Source organism: Pseudomonas sp. R1-43-08 (genome assembly GCF_003852255.1).
Classification (GTDB): Bacteria; Pseudomonadota; Gammaproteobacteria; order Pseudomonadales; family Pseudomonadaceae; genus Aquipseudomonas.
Genome location: NZ_CP027734.1, coordinates 1,653,718 through 1,671,102, shown reverse-complemented (window position 1 = coordinate 1,671,102; position 17,385 = coordinate 1,653,718). Strand labels below are relative to the sequence as shown.

Genomic DNA, 17,385 nt, shown 5'->3' with positions numbered 1-17,385 from the left:
TAGATCCAATGTGGGAGGGGGCTTGCCCCCGATAGCAATGGGCCAGTCACCACACCAGTGACTGCCCCACCACCCCCTCAATCATCATGCAACAACCCCGACCCATACTCCCCATAACTACTCCCCAGCCCACTGCCACCAAAATTCATCTTGGTGGCTTTGCTGGGGCTGTGGTCACCAAATGCCTGGCACCCACCTGAAAAGCACGGGTCACTGCTTACGGCGGGTGAAGATGAACAAGCGCTCAACAGCAACGTGCCGGTGATCATCAAGACTTTGATGAGGTTCGAAATCATGGTTTCAGTTCCCTGTGGGCTGGAGGCGTTGGGGTCCTCTCTAGCAGAGAATCGTAGACCTCAGCGCCGCAGGGAATTATGAAACTTCGCTGCGAGACAGCATGAGTTCAGGTTGCCGCCTTGGGGTAAGGCGGCAGGGTTGGGTTGTCAGGCTTTGATTGGTTTGGTTACAGGCGCAACTTGTTCTTGGGCTCGGACTACGAGCAATGCGCTCAACTCGATTAACTGCTGGATGCCCAGGGCGATGGCGCGTTGGGAGTCGTCGAGGTCGAACGCCAGGGTGGCGGCCATTTCGTTGGCGGAGGCGAGGTTTTCGGCGGTGTTGGCCAGGAGGGTTTCGGGGTCGAGGGTTGGGTTGACGAGGAAGATGTTGTTGCTTGGGTGTTCGGCGGCGGTAGCGTCGTCGGATGGGGGCAAGTGATGGTGGATTGCTCGTTGGGCTGCGGCTCGAAGCTTGGGGTCAGAGGATGCAGCGTTTGAAGCATAAGGCGGATTAGGTGTGACCTTGTACATGGCGAAGCTCCTTAACTATTCAGGAACTACCAGTCTCACTTCCACATGAGAGGTGGCAGCTGTACGCAGGTGTGGAAGACCAGGGCTAAGGACCCGGCGCACCGAAGTGCCCCGCGCACAGCCGCCGAAACACATGATACAGACGTAAAAAAACGCCGGTAGGTGTTTGTGACGATTGCGTCTTAGCTTGGTACGGACTTCCACATCCGACCGCTGGATTGGCAGCGGCTTGAGGAGGTTAGCTAGGGGTGGTCTGAGGGGCAAGCTGAGAAAAGTGTGGGAAGTTTCTCAAGAAGTATCGTGGCTTGCCCCGATAAATTCGTAGATTCTAATTATTTCCAATCAAGGTCTGGGATGTCGAACTCGAAAATCCTACTGCCTTCTTGATAGAAGTTAGCCTCGATGTAGACCTTATCGGACTTCCGAGCTTGGGCAATAAACGACGAAGCATTACTGATGAAAAGCAGATCGGAACTGTGATCATCTGGCTCACTCGCCGACATGCGCTGGGACTTACCTTTGGAAAACTTCACTCTAACTTCGCAGTCATCGTACCCGCATACGAATTGACCTTTCTCAATCGCCACATACACTGAGGTACCCCAGCGCGGATGCTTACGGATGGTCAACGTTGCTCGCTGCACGCCAGCGTACGGAAACTTGAAATCAACAGTGTTGATGGACGCCACGTAAGCTCGACGCATCGGTTTGCCGGACATGGTGTCTTCATCTTCTGCATAGTTCCAGGTAAGGCCCATGCTCTGCCGACGTGCTTTCTCAGAAATAGCGCGCCCACGAGCGTTCTGTTCCTCGGCCTGCTGTTCAGCAAGCTTGGAAAACTTGTCAGCATTGGTTTGATATGCCTGGTCAATCGAAGCAAGCTTTGAATAAGTAGAAGCTAGGCCTTTGTAATCGTCCTGCTTGATACTTGCCAGAGACGCGAGGACAGTCGCCTTAAGTTGCTGCTTATCAGCGTCTACTTTTTTGATGAATGCCTGCGAAAGGGCTTGATCAATTTCGAGACTGCCTGCATCGCTGTACTTATTACCTAAAGCGATAGCTCCCGAGTAGTCTTGCTTTGCAATCAGGCCGTGCATCTCTACCAATATTGCATCCTTATTAGCAACAACTTGCTCGCGCTTTTCCTTTTGAGCCTGTTCGACCTTCTGCTGGTTCGCTAAGGCTTCCTGAGCCTGATGCTGGGCACGATCAGCATCCAAAGACTTACTGCTGGTATACGAAAACAGGCCGAGGCAAACGACGGCAATCACCGCACGCGCTCCTGGGGTCACTGTGACGTTTACTTTGTCTTTAATTTTTCGATTGAACTGAGGGACGAAGATGCAAGCACCTAGGAGGATGATGAGCCCCGCAAGAAAGTTCGTAAACATTCCTCCAAGGCCGATTATCACGAAGATCACGCACAATAGCCACATTGCAACTGTTCTAAAAAAAACGCCAACTCTTGAATCTGCCACAGCCATCACTCCCTGACAAAATGTTTGAAAACACGCGGGCTCGCATTCAGCAGCATTTCTGGCTCATATTAACTGCACCAGTTAAAGGTCCCGGCTCAGATTAAGGCAAGTAGACTTGCATTCGATGGAGCTGGCTCGCACTCCATTGTAGCGGGCTCACGCTATTTGCAATTACCCCGGCAGTCCTGTTTTGTCTCATTAGGTTCAAGACGTTTGTCGTGGCGCGTCTCGAAAAGGTATTCAGATTCTTGTAATACGAAAATAACGTCTCATGCCCATGACCCATTTGGGTATACCAAAAAGCACAAGCATCGAAAGTATCCAGAACACGGAGAGGAATAAATTTTCAATGTTCAGGCAAAAAAAAACCCAGCCTGAGCTGGGTTTTTTTGCAGGCCTATATATCACTCAAATGTGTATTTATTCTCAGACAAGAATGTAGGGCTTCTCCAGTTTGGCCCTTTTGTCAGGGTTAAGCCTTTATAAACAACTAATCCCTCTAGCGCCATATTGTGAACCAACTTCATAAGTTCAAGATTGTTGCCAATATTGACCCAGCCGTTTCGACTGTACAGCCCATCTAATCTTGGGTAGGAGATGCCACTTTCACTCCGAGTTGCGAACAGAATGACATCTTCGGGAGTTTCTGATTGCACTATCTTAGTAATAACACTCATTTTTCTTCTCTCTCTACTTGCGCGTCGTCAGCTTCTATCGCTTCTGGCGTGTAAAATAAATCAAATCCGTCTTTTAGACTATAGTCCTCTAAGGTAGCAGTATGGGCACTATTCCAGATGGTATCATCATCCGGTTTCACACCATCTGCGACTCCCAATGCCCTATACCGCTCAAGCTCTCGAATTTCATGTGTGTAAAAACGTTTATCAATATCAGTAATTGATATCTGACCACTCAAAATCTTCTCAAGTCGGCCAAGCATGATTTTATTAGCGTCTGATGGATCGAATCGTGACGTATGCAACTTAACCAGATCAATACCTTCCTGAGTCACCGTTGCCGTTGCCCAATCAAGATCTTGTAAAATATCGGGGTCAGACCACTACATCCGACGGTAAGATCAGAGAGTAAAAGCGAACGAACCACCTCCTGATACACCTAGCGATGACTTGCCGATTCAAGCCAGCGCTCCACGGTGTAAAGTGCCCCAAAACGATCCACCATTTAGACCGCCATGAATGGGATATCTCTAAACCTCCCCGAAGACCTGTCCAACGCTCTCGCCGACTTGGCCAGTCAGAATAGAAGGTGTAATAAAGTGGCAATATTCAGAAAATAGGAAGCCCAGCTTTAGCTGGGCCTTCCATAGGTATTGAGAAATTAACTTAATTTGAATTTTTCTAGAGTCGCTTTCACCTCACCTCTCAAACTGTCCTCGTCGAGTTCGCTCACCCTGCGGTCAAGGTCGGGATTGTAGCTATCAGCAAGTACAAATATGCTTGATGCACACTCTGATAAATTAACATCATCGTCTTTAAGCTTATCCGCATCACGCTCATCGCTCCACTTTGAGATATAAGGTTCAGCGAAAGCTTCGGCAGATAAGCTGCCAGCTACAAACTGCTTTGCGAGGTCGATCAGTTCGAGACTCATTGTAGTACTCCTTTTTCCACATAGTTTTTAAATTGTGGAGTGTTTGGATCAAGCTTCCAGCCCGAGACAAATTTTCCTTCTTTATCAAGGATGACTGCATTGTTTGTTTTTGGGTTAAAGAATACTTTTGAACCCTCCTCTCGTTGATAAGTTCCTTGGGGATGCGTATCAGCATCAGCAAGATGCTCATCTATAGCATCCCTGAGCTTTGTTAACGTCTCCGTATTTTTACGTGTATCCGTTATACCAAAACTTTTAGCATGTTTGAACTTTCTATCTAGCTGTTTACGCGTAAATATCCCCGAATCCAAAGGTTCGCTAAACATCACGTAAACCGGTGCAATACCCGAATCCGCTGGAAACCAGGTGATCAGGTCCTCAGAGGTCGTGATTACACCCGGATAAGTCTCAGCCGTAACCGTGATCGTTTCTAACGTAGTGCCGGCGTAAACCGGGATTTCTGGAGTGACCGCAGGCGTTGTGCTCGATGGGTTCTCACTTCCCGGCGCTGCTGCCGGTGTCCAGGTCAACGTAATCGGTGGCTGGGCAGAGATTGTACTGGGGAGGACTACCTCATAGAGCCCTGTTGTGGCATTCAGCGTTGCCGCCCGCACAGGAACCGCCTTGGGTACATTCACACCATCAGCACTGACTACTGAAATGAGTGATCGATCACCCTTGGCTTCGTTGGTCAAGCGCCATGGCAGTTCGATGGTGCCTTGAGCCAATGCGATGCTTTGCAGGTCGGTGCCTGGAGGAAGCCCCAACTGTTCGGCCGGCAAACCCAGACCATAACGGATGCGATCAGGTGTACGATCCTGCGCGTCATTCGCGGTGGGGCTGGAGTACAAACCTAGCGTCACGAATGTAGCAATGTACATGCCCGGACCTACTAAAAGGATTCGGCCAAGCTCAGCAATGCCATCGGCAACAGCCTTGGCCAGGACGGCAGCACCTTCACCGACTTGAATCAGACCTTGCCCCGAAACAGTGATCGCGGTGGCATTTGCAGGCATGACCAATGTGCCGGCGGTCCTGAATACCGCCTGCCGAGCGGCTTGCTGTTGGGCCACCCGTTGTGCTTCTGCCGCGACCCTCGCGGCCTCGGTGGCTGCCGCTTCCGCCGCGATCCGCTTAGCTTCCGCCTCTGCTGCTACCCTCGCGGCTTCTGCGGAGGCTGCCTCATCAGCGATACGTTTAGCTTCGGCCTCAGCGGCCAAACGGGCGGTTTCAGCCGCAGCCGCTTCGTCTGCGATACGCTTAGCCTCCGCCTCTGCCGCAAATCTCGCTGCTTCAGCAGCGGCTGCCTCGTCAGCCACGCGTTTGGCTTCAGCCTCAGCTGCAACCCTTGCGGCTTGCGCAGCTGCCGCCTCATCGGCAATACGTTTGGCCTCGGCGTCTGCGCGTGCTTGATTAGCCTGTGCTTGAAGGTTCTGCTTCAGGGCATTCAAATAATCGATCTCGCGGTTGCTGTATTTCGCAGCATACGCAGCCTCAAGTGAGGCGTACCATTCTCTATAGTTCTGTTCCGGAGGATAATTTGTCCTCCCCCCGCTGATTGCACTTTTAATAAATTGCATAGTGGGGAAACGAAAGAAGTCGCCGTAATAGTACTTATCAGCCTCCGCCTTTTGAGCAGCGTACCCCTGGGTTTTTTGAGCGATTAGCGTATCTACCGAGCGAATGTGCTTTTCAATTTGCACTACTTCATTTTCGGAGCCGCCTTCATTTTTTTCTATGGCGTTAATACTTTCTGCTATAGAAGTGGGCATCGAACGAAGTTTTGCTGCAACGCTTGCCTCTTGATCATTAACATTTTGAGCAATGATTGGTGGGTATGTATTAATTATTGTCGCAATGTTTAGCTGTCCTGCAGGACTAAATGAAAAATCGCTGTTATCGCCCCCGCCACCTCCAAATACCTGAGGTTCATATCTATTAATAACGTTGACTTCAATTTCTGGAAGATAAATCGTATCGCCATTAGGCATAGTGAATTTCCTTTTCGCTAGGGCCAGTATAAATGCTCGGTATATCTCAATAGGATGGAGGTTGGTTCACCCATCACCTTACTACGCTCTGACGAACGGCTTCGGCTCTCAAGTTTTCTGTTTCTGGGAAGCTCAACGAACAAAAATCCCCGCCTTCTGCACTCTTCATCATGTCGCACAGACACTGTATGTACATACAGCCAAGACAGCAACAAAAAATGCACCTGTGCATATTTAGACTGACAAACGGTAGTGATTTCTATTAGCCATTACCAATGAACCGTATTCAGATGCGTACGTAGACTCTGGTTATTGCGGATAACGTGAGTTAGCCGCAGCAGTTAAGGCCCGCTGAGCCCCAATTCAGCAGCGGATGTCTGTCGCTCCAATCCTGCGGCGTCCTGCACTTGTTAGCATCCTGACTCATCCGGCGTATGCGTCTTGAGCCAGCCAGCCAAGGCGGCATTCATTCGCGTTTGCCAGCCCGGCCCAGAAGCCCTGAATTTCTCCAGCACCTCAGCATCAAAACGAACATTAACGTGCTCTTTAGTGGCTACCGACTTTGGCCGGCCACGCTTTGGCTTGAGCATTTCCTTCGCCTGAGCTTTGCCAAACAATCCCACAAGCACCTCGCTGGCTGGCTTGGCCTTAGCAAAGTCCTCGGCCGACCATTCGGGGTTTGCCGTATCGACCATTTCAGGACTGGGTTTCTTGGTCATAATTTTTGACCTCTCGTTTGTTAGCTTTACGAAAGCTGATGACGTGGACCGCGTCACCCCTGTCGGGTAAACACTACGACATGAAGCCGATCCCCTATGTACTCCATCGCCCGATAACGACACTCAACGTAGTCGAATCGATCATCCTCCAGGATCAAGGCCGTAGACCATTCAAAGGCTCGCACCAGCGCAAATGGAAGACTACGCTCTGAAACGTTGCGAGCGTCTCTCGCCGGGAACAGTCGCCAACACAAGGTTTACGTCGAAACCCTAACCGGCACGCGCTCCAGGTGTCACTGGAGATTAAGTAACTAGCCGTGAGAACCCGCCAAGTACCTGGCAAGCATCCCTGATAAACTACGCCCCATTCGCCTCGCTAACTCAGATTCCCCCATGCCCCTACAATCCGCCCCACTCTCCCGCCGCTTCTCCGTCGCCCCCATGATGGACTGGACCGACCGCCACTGCCGGTTCTTCCTACGCCTGCTCTCCAAGCACACCCTGCTCTACACCGAAATGGTCACCACAGGCGCAATCCTCCACGGAGATCACGAGCGCTTCCTGCGTCACAACGAAGCCGAGCACCCGTTGGCGTTGCAATTAGGCGGCAGTGTCCCCGCCGATCTGGCCGCCTGCGCGCGTATGGCCGAGGCCGCCGGTTACGACGAGGTGAACCTGAACGTCGGCTGCCCCAGCGATCGTGTGCAGAACAACATGATCGGCGCGATCCTGATGGCCCACCCTGCCCTGGTTGCGGACTGTGTGAAGGCGATGCGCGATGCGGTGTCGATTCCGGTGACGGTGAAGCACCGTATTGGCATCAATGGCCGGGACAGTTATGCCGAGCTGTGTGATTTTGTCGGCACGGTGAAGGATGCCGGTTGCACGAGTTTTACCGTGCATGCGCGGATTGCGATTCTGGAGGGGTTGTCGCCGAAGGAGAATCGCGATATTCCGCCATTGCGCTATGACGTGGCGGCGCAGTTGAAGCAGGATTTCCCGGCGCTTGAGATTATTCTCAACGGTGGGATCAAGACGTTGGAGCAGTGCCAGGAGCATTTGCAGACGTTTGATGGGGTAATGCTGGGGCGGGAGGCTTATCACAATCCGTATCTGTTGGCGCAGGTAGATCAGCGGTTGTTTGGCAGTGAGGTGCCGGTGATTGGTCGGGCGGAGGCGTTGGCGCAGTTGCGGCCGTACATTGCTGAGCATTTGGCCAGTGGTGGGACGATGCATCACATTACTCGGCATGTGTTGGGGCTGGGCACTGGTTTTCCGGGGGCGCGCAGGTTCAGGCAGTTGTTGTCGGTGGATATTCATAAGGCGGCGGACCCGTTGGCGTTGCTGGATCAGGCTGGGGAGTTGTTGGAAGGGCGGTGACTGGGTAGCTGATGGGCTTTTGTAGGAGCGAGCTTGCTCGCGAGAAATCCATAGCCGCCGCGCTTATTCAGAACGCACGCGTTATCGTTGACGTTTTTCGCGAGCAAGCTCGCTCCTACATTATTTGGGGCAGGCCCAGTGGCCATGAAGGCGCTATCGGGCAATTGGGTTGAACCTGGCGGCGGTTTTGCCCTCCTATTGAGCAGTACGACCGCCATTCATACGGCTGTTTTCAGGTTGTTGCCCTCGCAAACGACCTAACGCATTTGCGCCCTTGAGCGCCTGCCAGCGCTCGGGTAATGTCATCAGACCCACAGGACAGAGCACGCCCATGACTTCCAAGCTGGAACAACTCAAGCAATTCACCACCGTCGTAGCCGATACCGGCGATTTTTCTACCCTCGCCAAGCTCAAGCCGCAAGACGCGACCACTAACCCTTCCCTGCTGCTCAAGGCTTCGTCGATCTCTGGCTATGCCAAGCTGCTGGATGAATGTGTGCAGGACTGCAACGGCGACGTGGGCCTGGCCAGTGACCGTTTCGCAGTGGCGGTTGGCCAGGAGATCCTTAAAGTCGTACCGGGCCGTATTTCCACTGAGGTGGACGCCCGTCTATCGTTTGACGAAGAAGCGATCCTCAAGCGTGCGCACCGTCTGATCGATCTGTACGACAAGGCCGGCGTTAGCCGTGACCGTGTGCTGATCAAGATCGCGTCCACCTGGGAAGGTATCCGCGCAGCGGAAAAACTGGAAAAAGAAGGCATCCAGACCAACCTGACGCTGCTGTTCTCCTTCGCCCAGGCCGTGGCGTGCGCTGAAGCAGGTGTGTTCCTGATTTCGCCGTTCGTGGGCCGTATCTACGATTGGTACAAGAAGGCCAATGGCAACGACTACACCGGTTCCGATGACCCGGGCGTGCAGTCGGTGACGCGCATCTACAACTACTACAAGGCCAATGGCTATAAGACCGTGGTGATGGGTGCGAGCTTCCGTAACCTGAGCCAGATCGAAGAGTTGGCCGGGTGTGATCGCCTGACCATCAGCCCGGATTTGCTGGAGAAGCTGGCAGCCGATGAAGGCAAGCTGGAACGCAAGTTGGCGCCAGGGCACGCCGGTGAAGCGCGGGTGCATATGACTGAAGCGCAGTTCCGTTGGGAATCCAACGAAGATGCGATGGCGACTGAGAAGCTGGCGGAGGGGATTCGTCAGTTTGCTCGGGATCAGGAGAAGCTGGAGGCGTTGTTGTCGGCCAAGCTGTAAAAGCGTAGGCGGCAAAAAGGGCGGCACCTTGGCGGGTGCCGCCCTTTTTTGTGGGCGCAGGTTTCAAGCCTGTCGCAGGTCAAACTGTGGGAGGGAGCTTGCCCCCGATGGCAGAGTGTCAGTCAGCTTATTCATGACTGACACACCGCTATCGGGGGCAAGCCCCCTCCCACATTTGACCGCATTTCAATTGAGGATCAGTGGCGTTCCAGGGCGTTGACGAGGTCGTGGAAAGCTTCGCGGTTGGACTCGTTCAAGCCCATCAGGATCTTGTGTGCTTCCAGCACCTTGACCCGTACGACTTCTTCGGACTGATCCTGTGAAGGCAGGTCGGTCAGGCATTCCGGGCAGGGGATCGGGCGGTCAACGATGTTGAACACCTGGTCGAAGCCCATGGACTGTAACAGCCGGGTGATGTCTTCGTGGGTGGTGACGACGGTCGGCAACAGGCCAACCTTCTGCCGAGACAGAATGGACAACTTGGCCAGCAGGCCCAGGGTGGTGCTATCGATGCTGCGGGTTTCGGTCAGATCGATCACGATCGCCGAGAAGTTCAGCGCTGTGAAGATCCGCTCAATCGTCGCATCCAGCGCCGAACACAGAGTCAGGCGCACTTCACCGACAAACTTCAGGACGAAGGTCCCGTCTTGCTCGGCGAATTGGATTCTTCCGGTACTCATCAAAGATTCCTGCTCAACACCAATAGGGCGATATCATCCGGCATCTCCCCTAGCGTGGCCAATCCAAAAACCTGCCGCAGACCATCCAGGCTGCCGCCCGCCGACTTGACCTTTTGGGGCAAGGCGGCTTCTTTCTCTTTGAGTGTAGGCTCTGGAAGAAGGTCCAGGATACCGTCGGACATCAGCGTCAGGCTGAAAGTCGGCGGCAGTTCCAGGATGTGGTCTTCGTAGGTGGCTTCATTGAACAAGCCCACCGGCAGGCCACGCCCTTCCAGGTAACGCACACTGTCAGGAGTGTATAGAACCGGCATCGGCAGGTGACCGCCAATGCTGTAGGTCAAAAGACCGGTTTCTTCATCGATCACGCCGCCGACCATCGTCACGTGCTTGCCCAGCTTACAGCTGATCAGGCCCCGGTTGATGTGGCCCAGCACCTCGGAGGGGGTGAACTCGGGCAAAGTGCCGTTGCGCTTGGATTCGAACAGCAACCGCGTCGTCATGAACTTCAACAACACGGTGACGAACGCTGAGGACGCACCGTGGCCGGAGACGTCGGCCAGGTAGAACGCCACACGCCGCTCATCCACTCGGAAATAGTCGACGAAATCACCCGACAGGTACAACGACGGGATGATCTGGTGGGCAAACTTGAATTCGTCAATGGTCCACGGGCTGACCGGCAGCATGTTCATCTGCACCTGGCGACCGGCGTTCTGGTCTTCCTGGAGCAGGTTCAGGCTGGCTTCGAGCTCGCGGTTGGCGGTCTCGAGTTTTTCGCGGTAGCGCTGGTTTTCGAGCAACAGCCGGGCACGGTCCAGGGCGCGGCGCACCGAGTGCTCCAGCACGGCCAGGTCTTCCAGGGGCTTGATCAGGTAATCGGCGGCGCCCAGGCGCAGGGCTTCAACGGCGTCATTCATGACCCCGGCACCGGACACGACAATCACCGGCGTCTGCGGAGCACGCTCGGTCACCTGGCGAATCAGCTCGAGGCCGCCCATTTGGGGCATGCGCAAGTCGCAGATCACGAGGTCGGGCTTGTCGCGCTCGAATACCTGGAGACCCTGTTGGCCGTTGCCGGCCTGCAGGACGCTGAAGCCACTGTCTTCCAAATAGGCCGCGAGGCTCGCGCGCACTACTTCGTCGTCATCGATTATCAGCAGCGTGGCACTGGTTTTTTGCATGTGGGCAAACGGCGCCAGAATTAGGTTGGCGTAGGCGGCTCGGCAATGGCCGTGCTCACGTACTGGATTCGCTTTCTAGCCTCTCTGTCCTACAAAGCATTGGGATTTCGCCCATGCACAACGGTAAAGCAGAGGTGCCCTTCTAAGGCGCAGACGGTACTCCCATCCGTGAGGGGTTTCAAGCTCATGCCGATGGTCGCCGGGCGTCTTTACACCGCAAATCACCGGGAGTTATAAGAACGCTCATCACCACAACGCAAAGTAAGGATGGACTCAATGAGCGAACACGAGCGCGACTACGCCGAAAAACGCGATTTCATCCGCATGCGGGTGGATGCCGATGTGTCCTTGATCCACGCCGGGCAGGAGATCGCAGGGGTCTGCCTGGACCTGTCCAGCTCCGGCATGCAGGTGCAGGCACCTCGCCAGTTCAGCGTCGGCGACCGGCTGACGGTGCGCATCGATTCAGAGCACGCCGCGCTCAAGGGCCTTGAGGCCGACACCGAAGTGGTGTGGACCAAGGCTGCAGACGATGAGCAGCACCTGGGCCTCAGAATCCTGAAAATGCGCTGATATGCGCCCACAAAAAAGGCGACCGTTCAAAGGTCGCCTTTTTCATTTCAAAACGTCTCAGCTTAAAAGTCGTCGACGACCTTGCCGTCCTTGACCTTGAACTCACGGTTCTGCAGGTAAGCGTTACGGATAAAGGTGTACTTGTCGCCGCTGATCAGCTTCTCGCTGTCGAGCAGGCTGGCACGGGTATCGACCACGTTCAGGCCGAAGGTGCTGTTGCGCCAGCCGATATCGTTCATGTAGCGGTACGGTTGGGTGTAGCTGTCCACGTATTTGGACGGTGCATCGCGCAAGGTGCTTGGGCCCAGCAACGGGATCATCACGTAAGGGCCGCTGCCGACGCCCCAGTAGCCGAGGGTCTGGCCGAAGTCTTCATCGCTGCGCTGCAGCCCCATTTTGGTGCCGACATCGATGAAGCCCAGTACGCCGAATGTGGTGTTGACCAACAGGCGAGCCGTGTCGACGCCAGCATTGTGAGGCTTGAGCTGCAGGACGTTGTTGGCCAGGTTGCCGACATCGCCGATGTTGCGGAAGAAGTTGTGAACGCCGTCCTGCACGAATTGCGGGGTGACGAACTGATAGCCTTGGGCGATTGGCTTGAGGGCGTAGGTGTCAACGGTGTCGTTGAAGGTGAAGATCGGGCGGTTGACGCTTTCCCATGGGTCGTCTTCGGTCGCTGCTTGGGCGGCGAACGGTGCCAACAGGACGGTGGCACACACCGATAGCTGAGCGAAATATTGGCTCCAGCGCATAGCTTTTGCTCCTTGAATAGTCTGTCATGGGCGCTATGCCCTGAATAAGGCCGTCAGTATATGACGGAAGTGTCGATTTAGGCAGTCGCAAGGAAACGACTTTCATGATTTGGACAAAATTCCTACAAATACCCACCTGTGTCATCCACTTGTCATGCCACCCCGATAGCGTTGTAACTATTTCAGGGACGTTCAGATGCCGCATGCCGAGATAGCCGTCACCACTGCCCCCGCGTTGACTGCCGTGTTGTTTGGTTTGAGTGGCTGCCTGGTGGATTTCGGTTCCCAGGCGCGCAGCGACTCCCCTTCCCCCGATTCCCAGACCACACCCGGGGCCCTGAAAATTCTGCGCAGCCTGAAGGAACAAGGCGTGCCCTGCGCCTGGCTGGATGAATTGCCGCCCTCGATCACTACGCCACTGGCCGCCACCCTGCCCGCCTGGCTCAAGGCCGCCTCGCCCTCCGCCATCCGCTGGCCGGCGCCCCATGCTTGCTGGCAGGCCTTGATGGAGCTGAATATCACGCGTCTGGACGGTTGCGTGCTGGTCAGCGGCGAGCCGCGACTGCTGCAATCGGGCCTGAATGCCGGCTTGTGGACCATCGGCCTGGCCTCCTGCGGCTCCCTGTGCGGCGTCGCGCCGCAGCAGTGGCAAGCACTGAGCGACAAGGAACGCGAGCACAAGCGCGGCAAGGCCACCGTGGCGCTCTATGGATTAGGCGTGCACTCAGTGATCGATCACCTCGGTGAACTCGGCACCTGCCTGGCCGACATCCGCCTGCGCCGGCTCAAAGGCGAGAAGCCCTGACAAGGATCATGCACGGTTGGCCGCAGTGGATTAATCTACAGAGCAGTTCGTAGACCTTTCCCGGCGTGCCGCGGTCTATGCCAGTGACTATCGATAAAAGGAAAGAACGTCATGCCTGATCGCGAGAAGTTACAACAGCAGGCCGATATCGTGCGCAAACAGCTGGAAGATCATCCAGAGTTGCCCGCTGAAAAACGTGAAGCCCTCGAAGAGCTGATTGCCAAATTCGACGTGCAGCTACAACTGGAGCCGGCCACCCAGACCCCCAGCATCGCTGACGATGTAAACCGGGCAGTGGAAGGTTTTGAACTGGACCATCCAGGCATTGCCGGGACACTGCGCAACATCGTGATAACGCTGGGCAACATCGGCATCTAAGCTGCCCGCCAGCCAAGCACCGATCCAAAATGTGGGAGGGGGCTTGCTCCCGATAGCAGAGTGTCAGTCACAGCATCTGTGCCTGAACCTCTGCATCGGGAGCAAGCCCCCTCCCACATTTGCTTTGTGTGCAGGCTACTGGCGCGCCAGGCGCACGTTCTGGAACGCGATCTCTTCGGTGCTGCGATACGGGTTGATATCCAACCCACCCCGCCGCACATACCGCGCATACACGGTCAACTTCTCAGGCTTGAGCAAGCGCTGCAGGTCCAGGAAGATGCGTTCCACGCACTGTTCATGGAAGTCCGAGTGCTGGCGAAAGCTCACCAGGTATTCCAACAGACTGGCGTGATCCAGCGCCGCGCCACGGTACTCCACCACCACGCTGCCCCAATCGGGCTGGCTGGTGACCGGGCAGTTGGATTTGAGCAGGTGGCTGTGCACGCTCTCTTCCACTACCCGCGAATCGTCACAGCGCAGCAATTCCGGACGTGGGTGCTCGTAGCTGCTGACGTTGATATCCAGATCATCGATGCACACGCCCGGCAACGCCATCACACCCTCAGCCTCGATCTCGGCCAGGCTGCGAATGCGCACGCTCACCGGTTTGCCGGCGGCGGCACTGAGGTCGGCGCGCAAGGTGGCTTCCAGGCTCGGCGTATCGGCAAACGCGGTCTGGTTCAACGAGTTGAGGTACAGCTTGAAGGACTTGGACTCGATGATGTTCGGCGAGTCGGCCGGGATGCTGAACTCACCGATGGCCACCACCGGTTTACCGGACGGCAGCAACCAGGACAGTTCGAAGCAGTTCCAGAAATCCACGCCCTTGTAAGGCAGGGTCTCGGAGCTCAGGCCCAGCTCGGCCCACTTGGCGGCGCGAGGGATCGGGAACAGCAACGAAGGGGTGTAAGTGGAGATGTATTCACTGGACTTGCCCAGCGGCGAATGTTCGGCTGCGGGATGCATGGCGGAAACCTGGCTAAATAAACCGCACAAGTCTACCAGCCTTTGCCCGCGCCCTTAAGGAACGCCTTACTCAACGGTCAGTTTGCCGACCATGCCCGCCTGGTAATGCCCGGGAAGATTGCAGGCGAACTCAAGGTCAGTGGCTTTGGAGAACGTCCAAGTCAGCTCGGCGGTTTTGCCGGGCTCGACCAGCACACTGTTCGGATCATCGTGCTTCATCGCGCCATGGTCCATTTTACTGTGGTCCATTTCTCCCATACCGGTGGCCGTAAGCATGCCGCTGGCCTGCATCTGTAACATTTCCTTCTGGTGTTCGGCGTGCATGGCCGCGTCGCCGAGGTTGAACTCATGCAGCAACCGGCCTTTATTGATCAGCACAAAGCGCACCGTCTCACCGGCCTTGACGTCGAGGGACTTGGGCGAAAAGGAAATATCCTGCAGGGTCACCTCAACTGTGCGCGTGGCTGTGGCCGCTGCGGCCGGCTGGCCGAAGGCATAGGTGGTGTGGGCCCCATCGGCCACGGCATCGAAACTCAGGGCCAACAGGCAGCCCGCCAGGAACACAGGTGTACGCAACGCCATCTCTGAATCTCCAAATGGGTGACTCGCTTGGCCAGCACTTTAAGATGGCCTCGCTGCCAGCCAACTGACTGCTAGATTACAACTTTGTCAGGTTACCCCCTTACCTGGGAGCCCGCGGTATAAAGCCCGGCGCCCACCGCTGCCAAGAGTCGCCCATGAAACTGCTGATTGTCGAAGACCAACCGAAAACCGGCCACTATCTGCGCCAGGGCCTGGCCGAAGCCGGGTTCACCACCGAACTGGTGGCCGACGGTATCAGCGGGCAGCACCTGGCGCTGACTGGCGACTATGACTTGTTGATCCTCGATGTGATGCTGCCCGGTCGTGACGGCTGGCAAATCCTGCAAGCGGTGCGCAGTGCCGGCCTGGACATTCCGGTGTTGTTCCTGACCGCGCGCGACGCGGTGGCGGATCGCGTGCACGGCCTGGAGCTGGGCGCCGACGATTACCTGGTCAAGCCCTTCGCCTTTTCCGAACTGCTCGCCCGCGTACGCAGCCTGTTACGGCGCGGCAGCAGTGCACCGCAGGAAACCTGCCTGCAACTGACCGACCTGCGCCTGGACCTTATCCGTCGCCGCGTTGAGCGCAGCGGCCAGCGTATCGACCTCACCGCCAAGGAGTTTGCCCTGCTGGAGCTGCTGCTGCGCCGCCAGGGCGAAGTGCTGCCCAAATCCCTGATCGCCTCGCAGGTGTGGGACATGAATTTCGACAGCGACACCAACATCATCGAAGTGGCGATCCGCCGCCTGCGCCTGAAAGTCGACGACGCCTTTCCCAACAAGCTGATTCACACCGTGCGCGGCATGGGCTATGTACTCGAGGAGCGCTTCACTTGATCAAGCGTTTGTCCCTCGCCAGCCGCCTGGCGCTGCTGTTTGCCGCCTGCACCGCCGTGGTCTCGCTGCTGGCCGGCGTGCTGTTCAACCATGCCAGCGAGGCGCACTTCATCGAGCTGGACCAGCAGCAATTGGACAGCAAACTCGTGGCGCTGCGCAGTACGCTGCAGGGGGTCGACTCGCCGCACGCCTTCGCCCAGCGCGAACCCCAACTGCGTGCCGACCTCAGCCACCAACCCGACCTCGCCTTGCGCATCACGACGGCCGGCCAGCGCTGGCTTGACGATGCGCCGGGCGTGGCGTTGCCCGAGGCCCCTGGCCTGCATAGCGTGCAAAATGCAGGCACCGCCTATCGCGTGTATAACGCGCCCTTGAGCCCTGGCCAATCCAGCTCGGCGCAATTGACCCTGATACTCGACATCACCCACCACCAGCATTTCCTGCAACGCATGCAACGCTTGATCTGGCTGACCGTCGGTCTCTCGGCCCTGGCCACCGCACTGCTCGGCGCCTGGGCGGCGCGCAGCGGGTTGCGGCCATTGCGGCGCATGGCTGAAGTCGCCGCCGGCGTGTCCGCGCATTCCCTGACGCAACGCTTGCCGCACCAGCAAATGCCAGCAGAACTGGCGGAGCTGGCCCAGACCTTCAACGCCATGCTGGGCCGGCTGGACGATGCGTTCCAGCGCCTCTCGGCCTTCTCCGCCGATATCGCCCACGAGTTGCGCACACCGCTGTCGAACCTGCTGACCCAGACCCAGGTCATCCTGACCCAGCCGCGCCCCTTGGAGGACTACCGCGAAGCGCTGCACAGCAACCTGGAGGAACTGCAGTGGATGGCGCAGTTGGTGAACGACATGCTGTACCTGGCCAAGGCCGATCACGGTTTGCTGGTGCCCAAGCGCGAGCCTTTGGCGCTGGCCGATGAAGTGGAGGCGTTGTTGGAGTTTTTTGCGTTGCTGGCCGAAGACGCCCACGTCAGCCTGGTGCGAGAAGGCACAGCCCATACGATGGGTGATCGCGGTATGTTGCGTCGGGCGCTGTCGAACCTGCTCGATAACGCGCTGCGATTTACGCCAGCGGGCGGCGAAGTGCGGGTACGCATGGTGGACGGCGTGACACTCACGATTGAGAACACCGGGGAAGGCATTCCAGCGCAGTTGTTACCGCGGTTGTTCGATCGGTTCTACCGGGCCGACCCGGCGCGCCATGAAGGCAGCAGCGAACACGCGGGGCTGGGGTTGGCGATTACCCAGTCGATTGTACGGGCGCATGGGGGGCGGATTTTTTGTGAGTCCGGGGTGGGGTGGACACGGTTTGTGATCGAGTTACCCCAGGGGGATTGATGCAGGCTGGGCCGGCCCTATCGGGAGCAAGCCCCCTCCCACA

Annotated in this window: 20 protein-coding genes and 1 pseudogene; 7 read left to right on the top strand and 14 right to left on the bottom strand. The window is 56.4% G+C overall.

The genetic code is table 11. The features are described from left to right. Window positions 1-77 precede the first annotated feature (77 nt). From C4J87_RS26325 to C4J87_RS26595, 9 genes and pseudogenes are all read right to left on the bottom strand, one after another. A complete protein-coding gene (locus C4J87_RS26325) occupies window positions 78-296 on the bottom strand; it encodes a hypothetical protein (protein WP_124366298.1) in 219 nt (72 codons plus the stop codon). 147 nt (window positions 297-443) lie between these two features. Next, a complete protein-coding gene (locus tag C4J87_RS07600) occupies window positions 444-809 on the bottom strand; it encodes a DUF6124 family protein (RefSeq protein WP_124366297.1) in 366 nt (121 codons plus the stop codon). Between the two features lie 332 nt (window positions 810-1,141). Then, complete coding sequence (locus tag C4J87_RS07595) at window positions 1,142-2,287, bottom strand: hypothetical protein (RefSeq protein WP_124366296.1); 1,146 nt, start codon at window positions 2,285-2,287, stop codon at window positions 1,142-1,144. Between the two features lie 404 nt (window positions 2,288-2,691). Next, the gene (locus C4J87_RS07590; protein ID WP_124366295.1) at window positions 2,692-2,964 is read right to left on the bottom strand and encodes a hypothetical protein; all 273 of its coding nucleotides are present in this window, start codon (window positions 2,962-2,964) and stop codon (window positions 2,692-2,694) included. Further along, window positions 2,961-3,326: pseudogene (locus C4J87_RS07585) on the bottom strand (S-type Pyocin); the annotation flags it as partial. The pseudogene C4J87_RS07585 and the gene C4J87_RS07590, both read right to left, overlap by 4 nt. A 299-nt stretch (window positions 3,327-3,625) precedes the next feature. Further along, window positions 3,626-3,898 carry a colicin immunity domain-containing protein gene (locus tag C4J87_RS07580; RefSeq protein ID WP_124366294.1) on the bottom strand — a complete coding sequence of 91 codons (273 nt, stop codon included), beginning with the start codon at window positions 3,896-3,898 and terminating at the stop codon, window positions 3,626-3,628. After that, complete coding sequence (locus tag C4J87_RS26215; protein ID WP_124366293.1) at window positions 3,895-5,889, bottom strand: S-type pyocin domain-containing protein; 1,995 nt, start codon at window positions 5,887-5,889, stop codon at window positions 3,895-3,897. Before C4J87_RS26215 ends, C4J87_RS07580 begins: the two co-directional genes overlap by 4 nt. Window positions 5,890-6,299: 410 nt before the next feature. Continuing rightward, on the bottom strand, window positions 6,300-6,608 hold the full coding sequence (locus C4J87_RS07570) for a BrnA antitoxin family protein (protein ID WP_124366292.1): 309 nt from the start codon (window positions 6,606-6,608) through the stop codon (window positions 6,300-6,302). 53 nt (window positions 6,609-6,661) lie between these two features. Then, window positions 6,662-6,793 (bottom strand): BrnT family toxin, encoded by a 132-nt coding sequence (locus C4J87_RS26595; protein WP_372238172.1) that lies wholly within the window; start codon window positions 6,791-6,793, stop codon window positions 6,662-6,664. 208 nt (window positions 6,794-7,001) lie between these two features. On the opposite strand from C4J87_RS26595, the gene dusA reads away from it, so the two are divergent. Both dusA and tal read left to right on the top strand, forming a co-directional pair. Continuing rightward, the gene (dusA, locus tag C4J87_RS07560; RefSeq protein WP_124366291.1) at window positions 7,002-7,988 is read left to right on the top strand and encodes a tRNA dihydrouridine(20/20a) synthase DusA; all 987 of its coding nucleotides are present in this window, start codon (window positions 7,002-7,004) and stop codon (window positions 7,986-7,988) included. Between the two features lie 331 nt (window positions 7,989-8,319). Continuing rightward, a complete protein-coding gene (tal, locus tag C4J87_RS07555) occupies window positions 8,320-9,246 on the top strand; it encodes a transaldolase (protein ID WP_124366290.1) in 927 nt (308 codons plus the stop codon). A 197-nt stretch (window positions 9,247-9,443) separates the two neighbouring features. Here the strand turns inward: tal and rssC are convergent, their stop codons facing one another. Together rssC and rssB are read right to left on the bottom strand one after the other, a co-directional pair. Further along, the gene (rssC, locus tag C4J87_RS07550; protein WP_003172602.1) at window positions 9,444-9,926 is read right to left on the bottom strand and encodes an anti-sigma factor antagonist RssC; all 483 of its coding nucleotides are present in this window, start codon (window positions 9,924-9,926) and stop codon (window positions 9,444-9,446) included. Further along, window positions 9,926-11,107, bottom strand: a complete 1,182-nt coding sequence (rssB, locus tag C4J87_RS07545) for a two-component system response regulator RssB (RefSeq protein WP_124361818.1) — start codon at window positions 11,105-11,107, stop codon at window positions 9,926-9,928. The genes rssC and rssB overlap by 1 nt, the downstream gene beginning before the upstream one ends. A gap of 276 nt (window positions 11,108-11,383) precedes the next feature. Here rssB and C4J87_RS07535 point away from each other — a divergent pair, with 276 nt between their 5' ends. Then, entirely contained in the window at window positions 11,384-11,680 is a 297-nt protein-coding gene (locus tag C4J87_RS07535) for a PilZ domain-containing protein (RefSeq protein WP_124366288.1), read from the top strand. 62 nt (window positions 11,681-11,742) lie between these two features. Here C4J87_RS07535 and C4J87_RS07530 read toward each other — a convergent pair whose 3' ends face one another. Further along, entirely contained in the window at window positions 11,743-12,432 is a 690-nt protein-coding gene (locus C4J87_RS07530; protein ID WP_057722960.1) for a VacJ family lipoprotein, read from the bottom strand. 196 nt (window positions 12,433-12,628) lie between these two features. Here C4J87_RS07530 and C4J87_RS07525 point away from each other — a divergent pair, with 196 nt between their 5' ends. Then, window positions 12,629-13,237, top strand: a complete 609-nt coding sequence (locus C4J87_RS07525) for an HAD family phosphatase (RefSeq protein WP_124366287.1) — start codon at window positions 12,629-12,631, stop codon at window positions 13,235-13,237. Window positions 13,238-13,348: 111 nt separating this feature from the next. Continuing rightward, on the top strand, window positions 13,349-13,615 hold the full coding sequence (locus tag C4J87_RS07520) for a DUF4404 family protein (protein ID WP_124361814.1): 267 nt from the start codon (window positions 13,349-13,351) through the stop codon (window positions 13,613-13,615). 135 nt (window positions 13,616-13,750) lie between these two features. Here the strand turns inward: C4J87_RS07520 and queF are convergent, their stop codons facing one another. Then, complete coding sequence (queF, locus tag C4J87_RS07515; RefSeq protein ID WP_124366286.1) at window positions 13,751-14,581, bottom strand: NADPH-dependent 7-cyano-7-deazaguanine reductase QueF; 831 nt, start codon at window positions 14,579-14,581, stop codon at window positions 13,751-13,753. 66 nt (window positions 14,582-14,647) lie between these two features. Beyond that, window positions 14,648-15,163: a plastocyanin/azurin family copper-binding protein gene (locus C4J87_RS07510; RefSeq protein ID WP_124366285.1), complete on the bottom strand. Its 516-nt coding sequence runs from the start codon at window positions 15,161-15,163 to the stop codon at window positions 14,648-14,650. Window positions 15,164-15,318: 155 nt separating this feature from the next. On the opposite strand from C4J87_RS07510, the gene C4J87_RS07505 reads away from it, so the two are divergent. Next, window positions 15,319-15,999 (top strand): heavy metal response regulator transcription factor, encoded by a 681-nt coding sequence (locus C4J87_RS07505; protein ID WP_124366284.1) that lies wholly within the window; start codon window positions 15,319-15,321, stop codon window positions 15,997-15,999. Next, window positions 15,996-17,342, top strand: a complete 1,347-nt coding sequence (locus C4J87_RS07500) for a heavy metal sensor histidine kinase (protein WP_124366283.1) — start codon at window positions 15,996-15,998, stop codon at window positions 17,340-17,342. Before C4J87_RS07505 ends, C4J87_RS07500 begins: the two co-directional genes overlap by 4 nt. Window positions 17,343-17,385 lie beyond the last annotated feature (43 nt).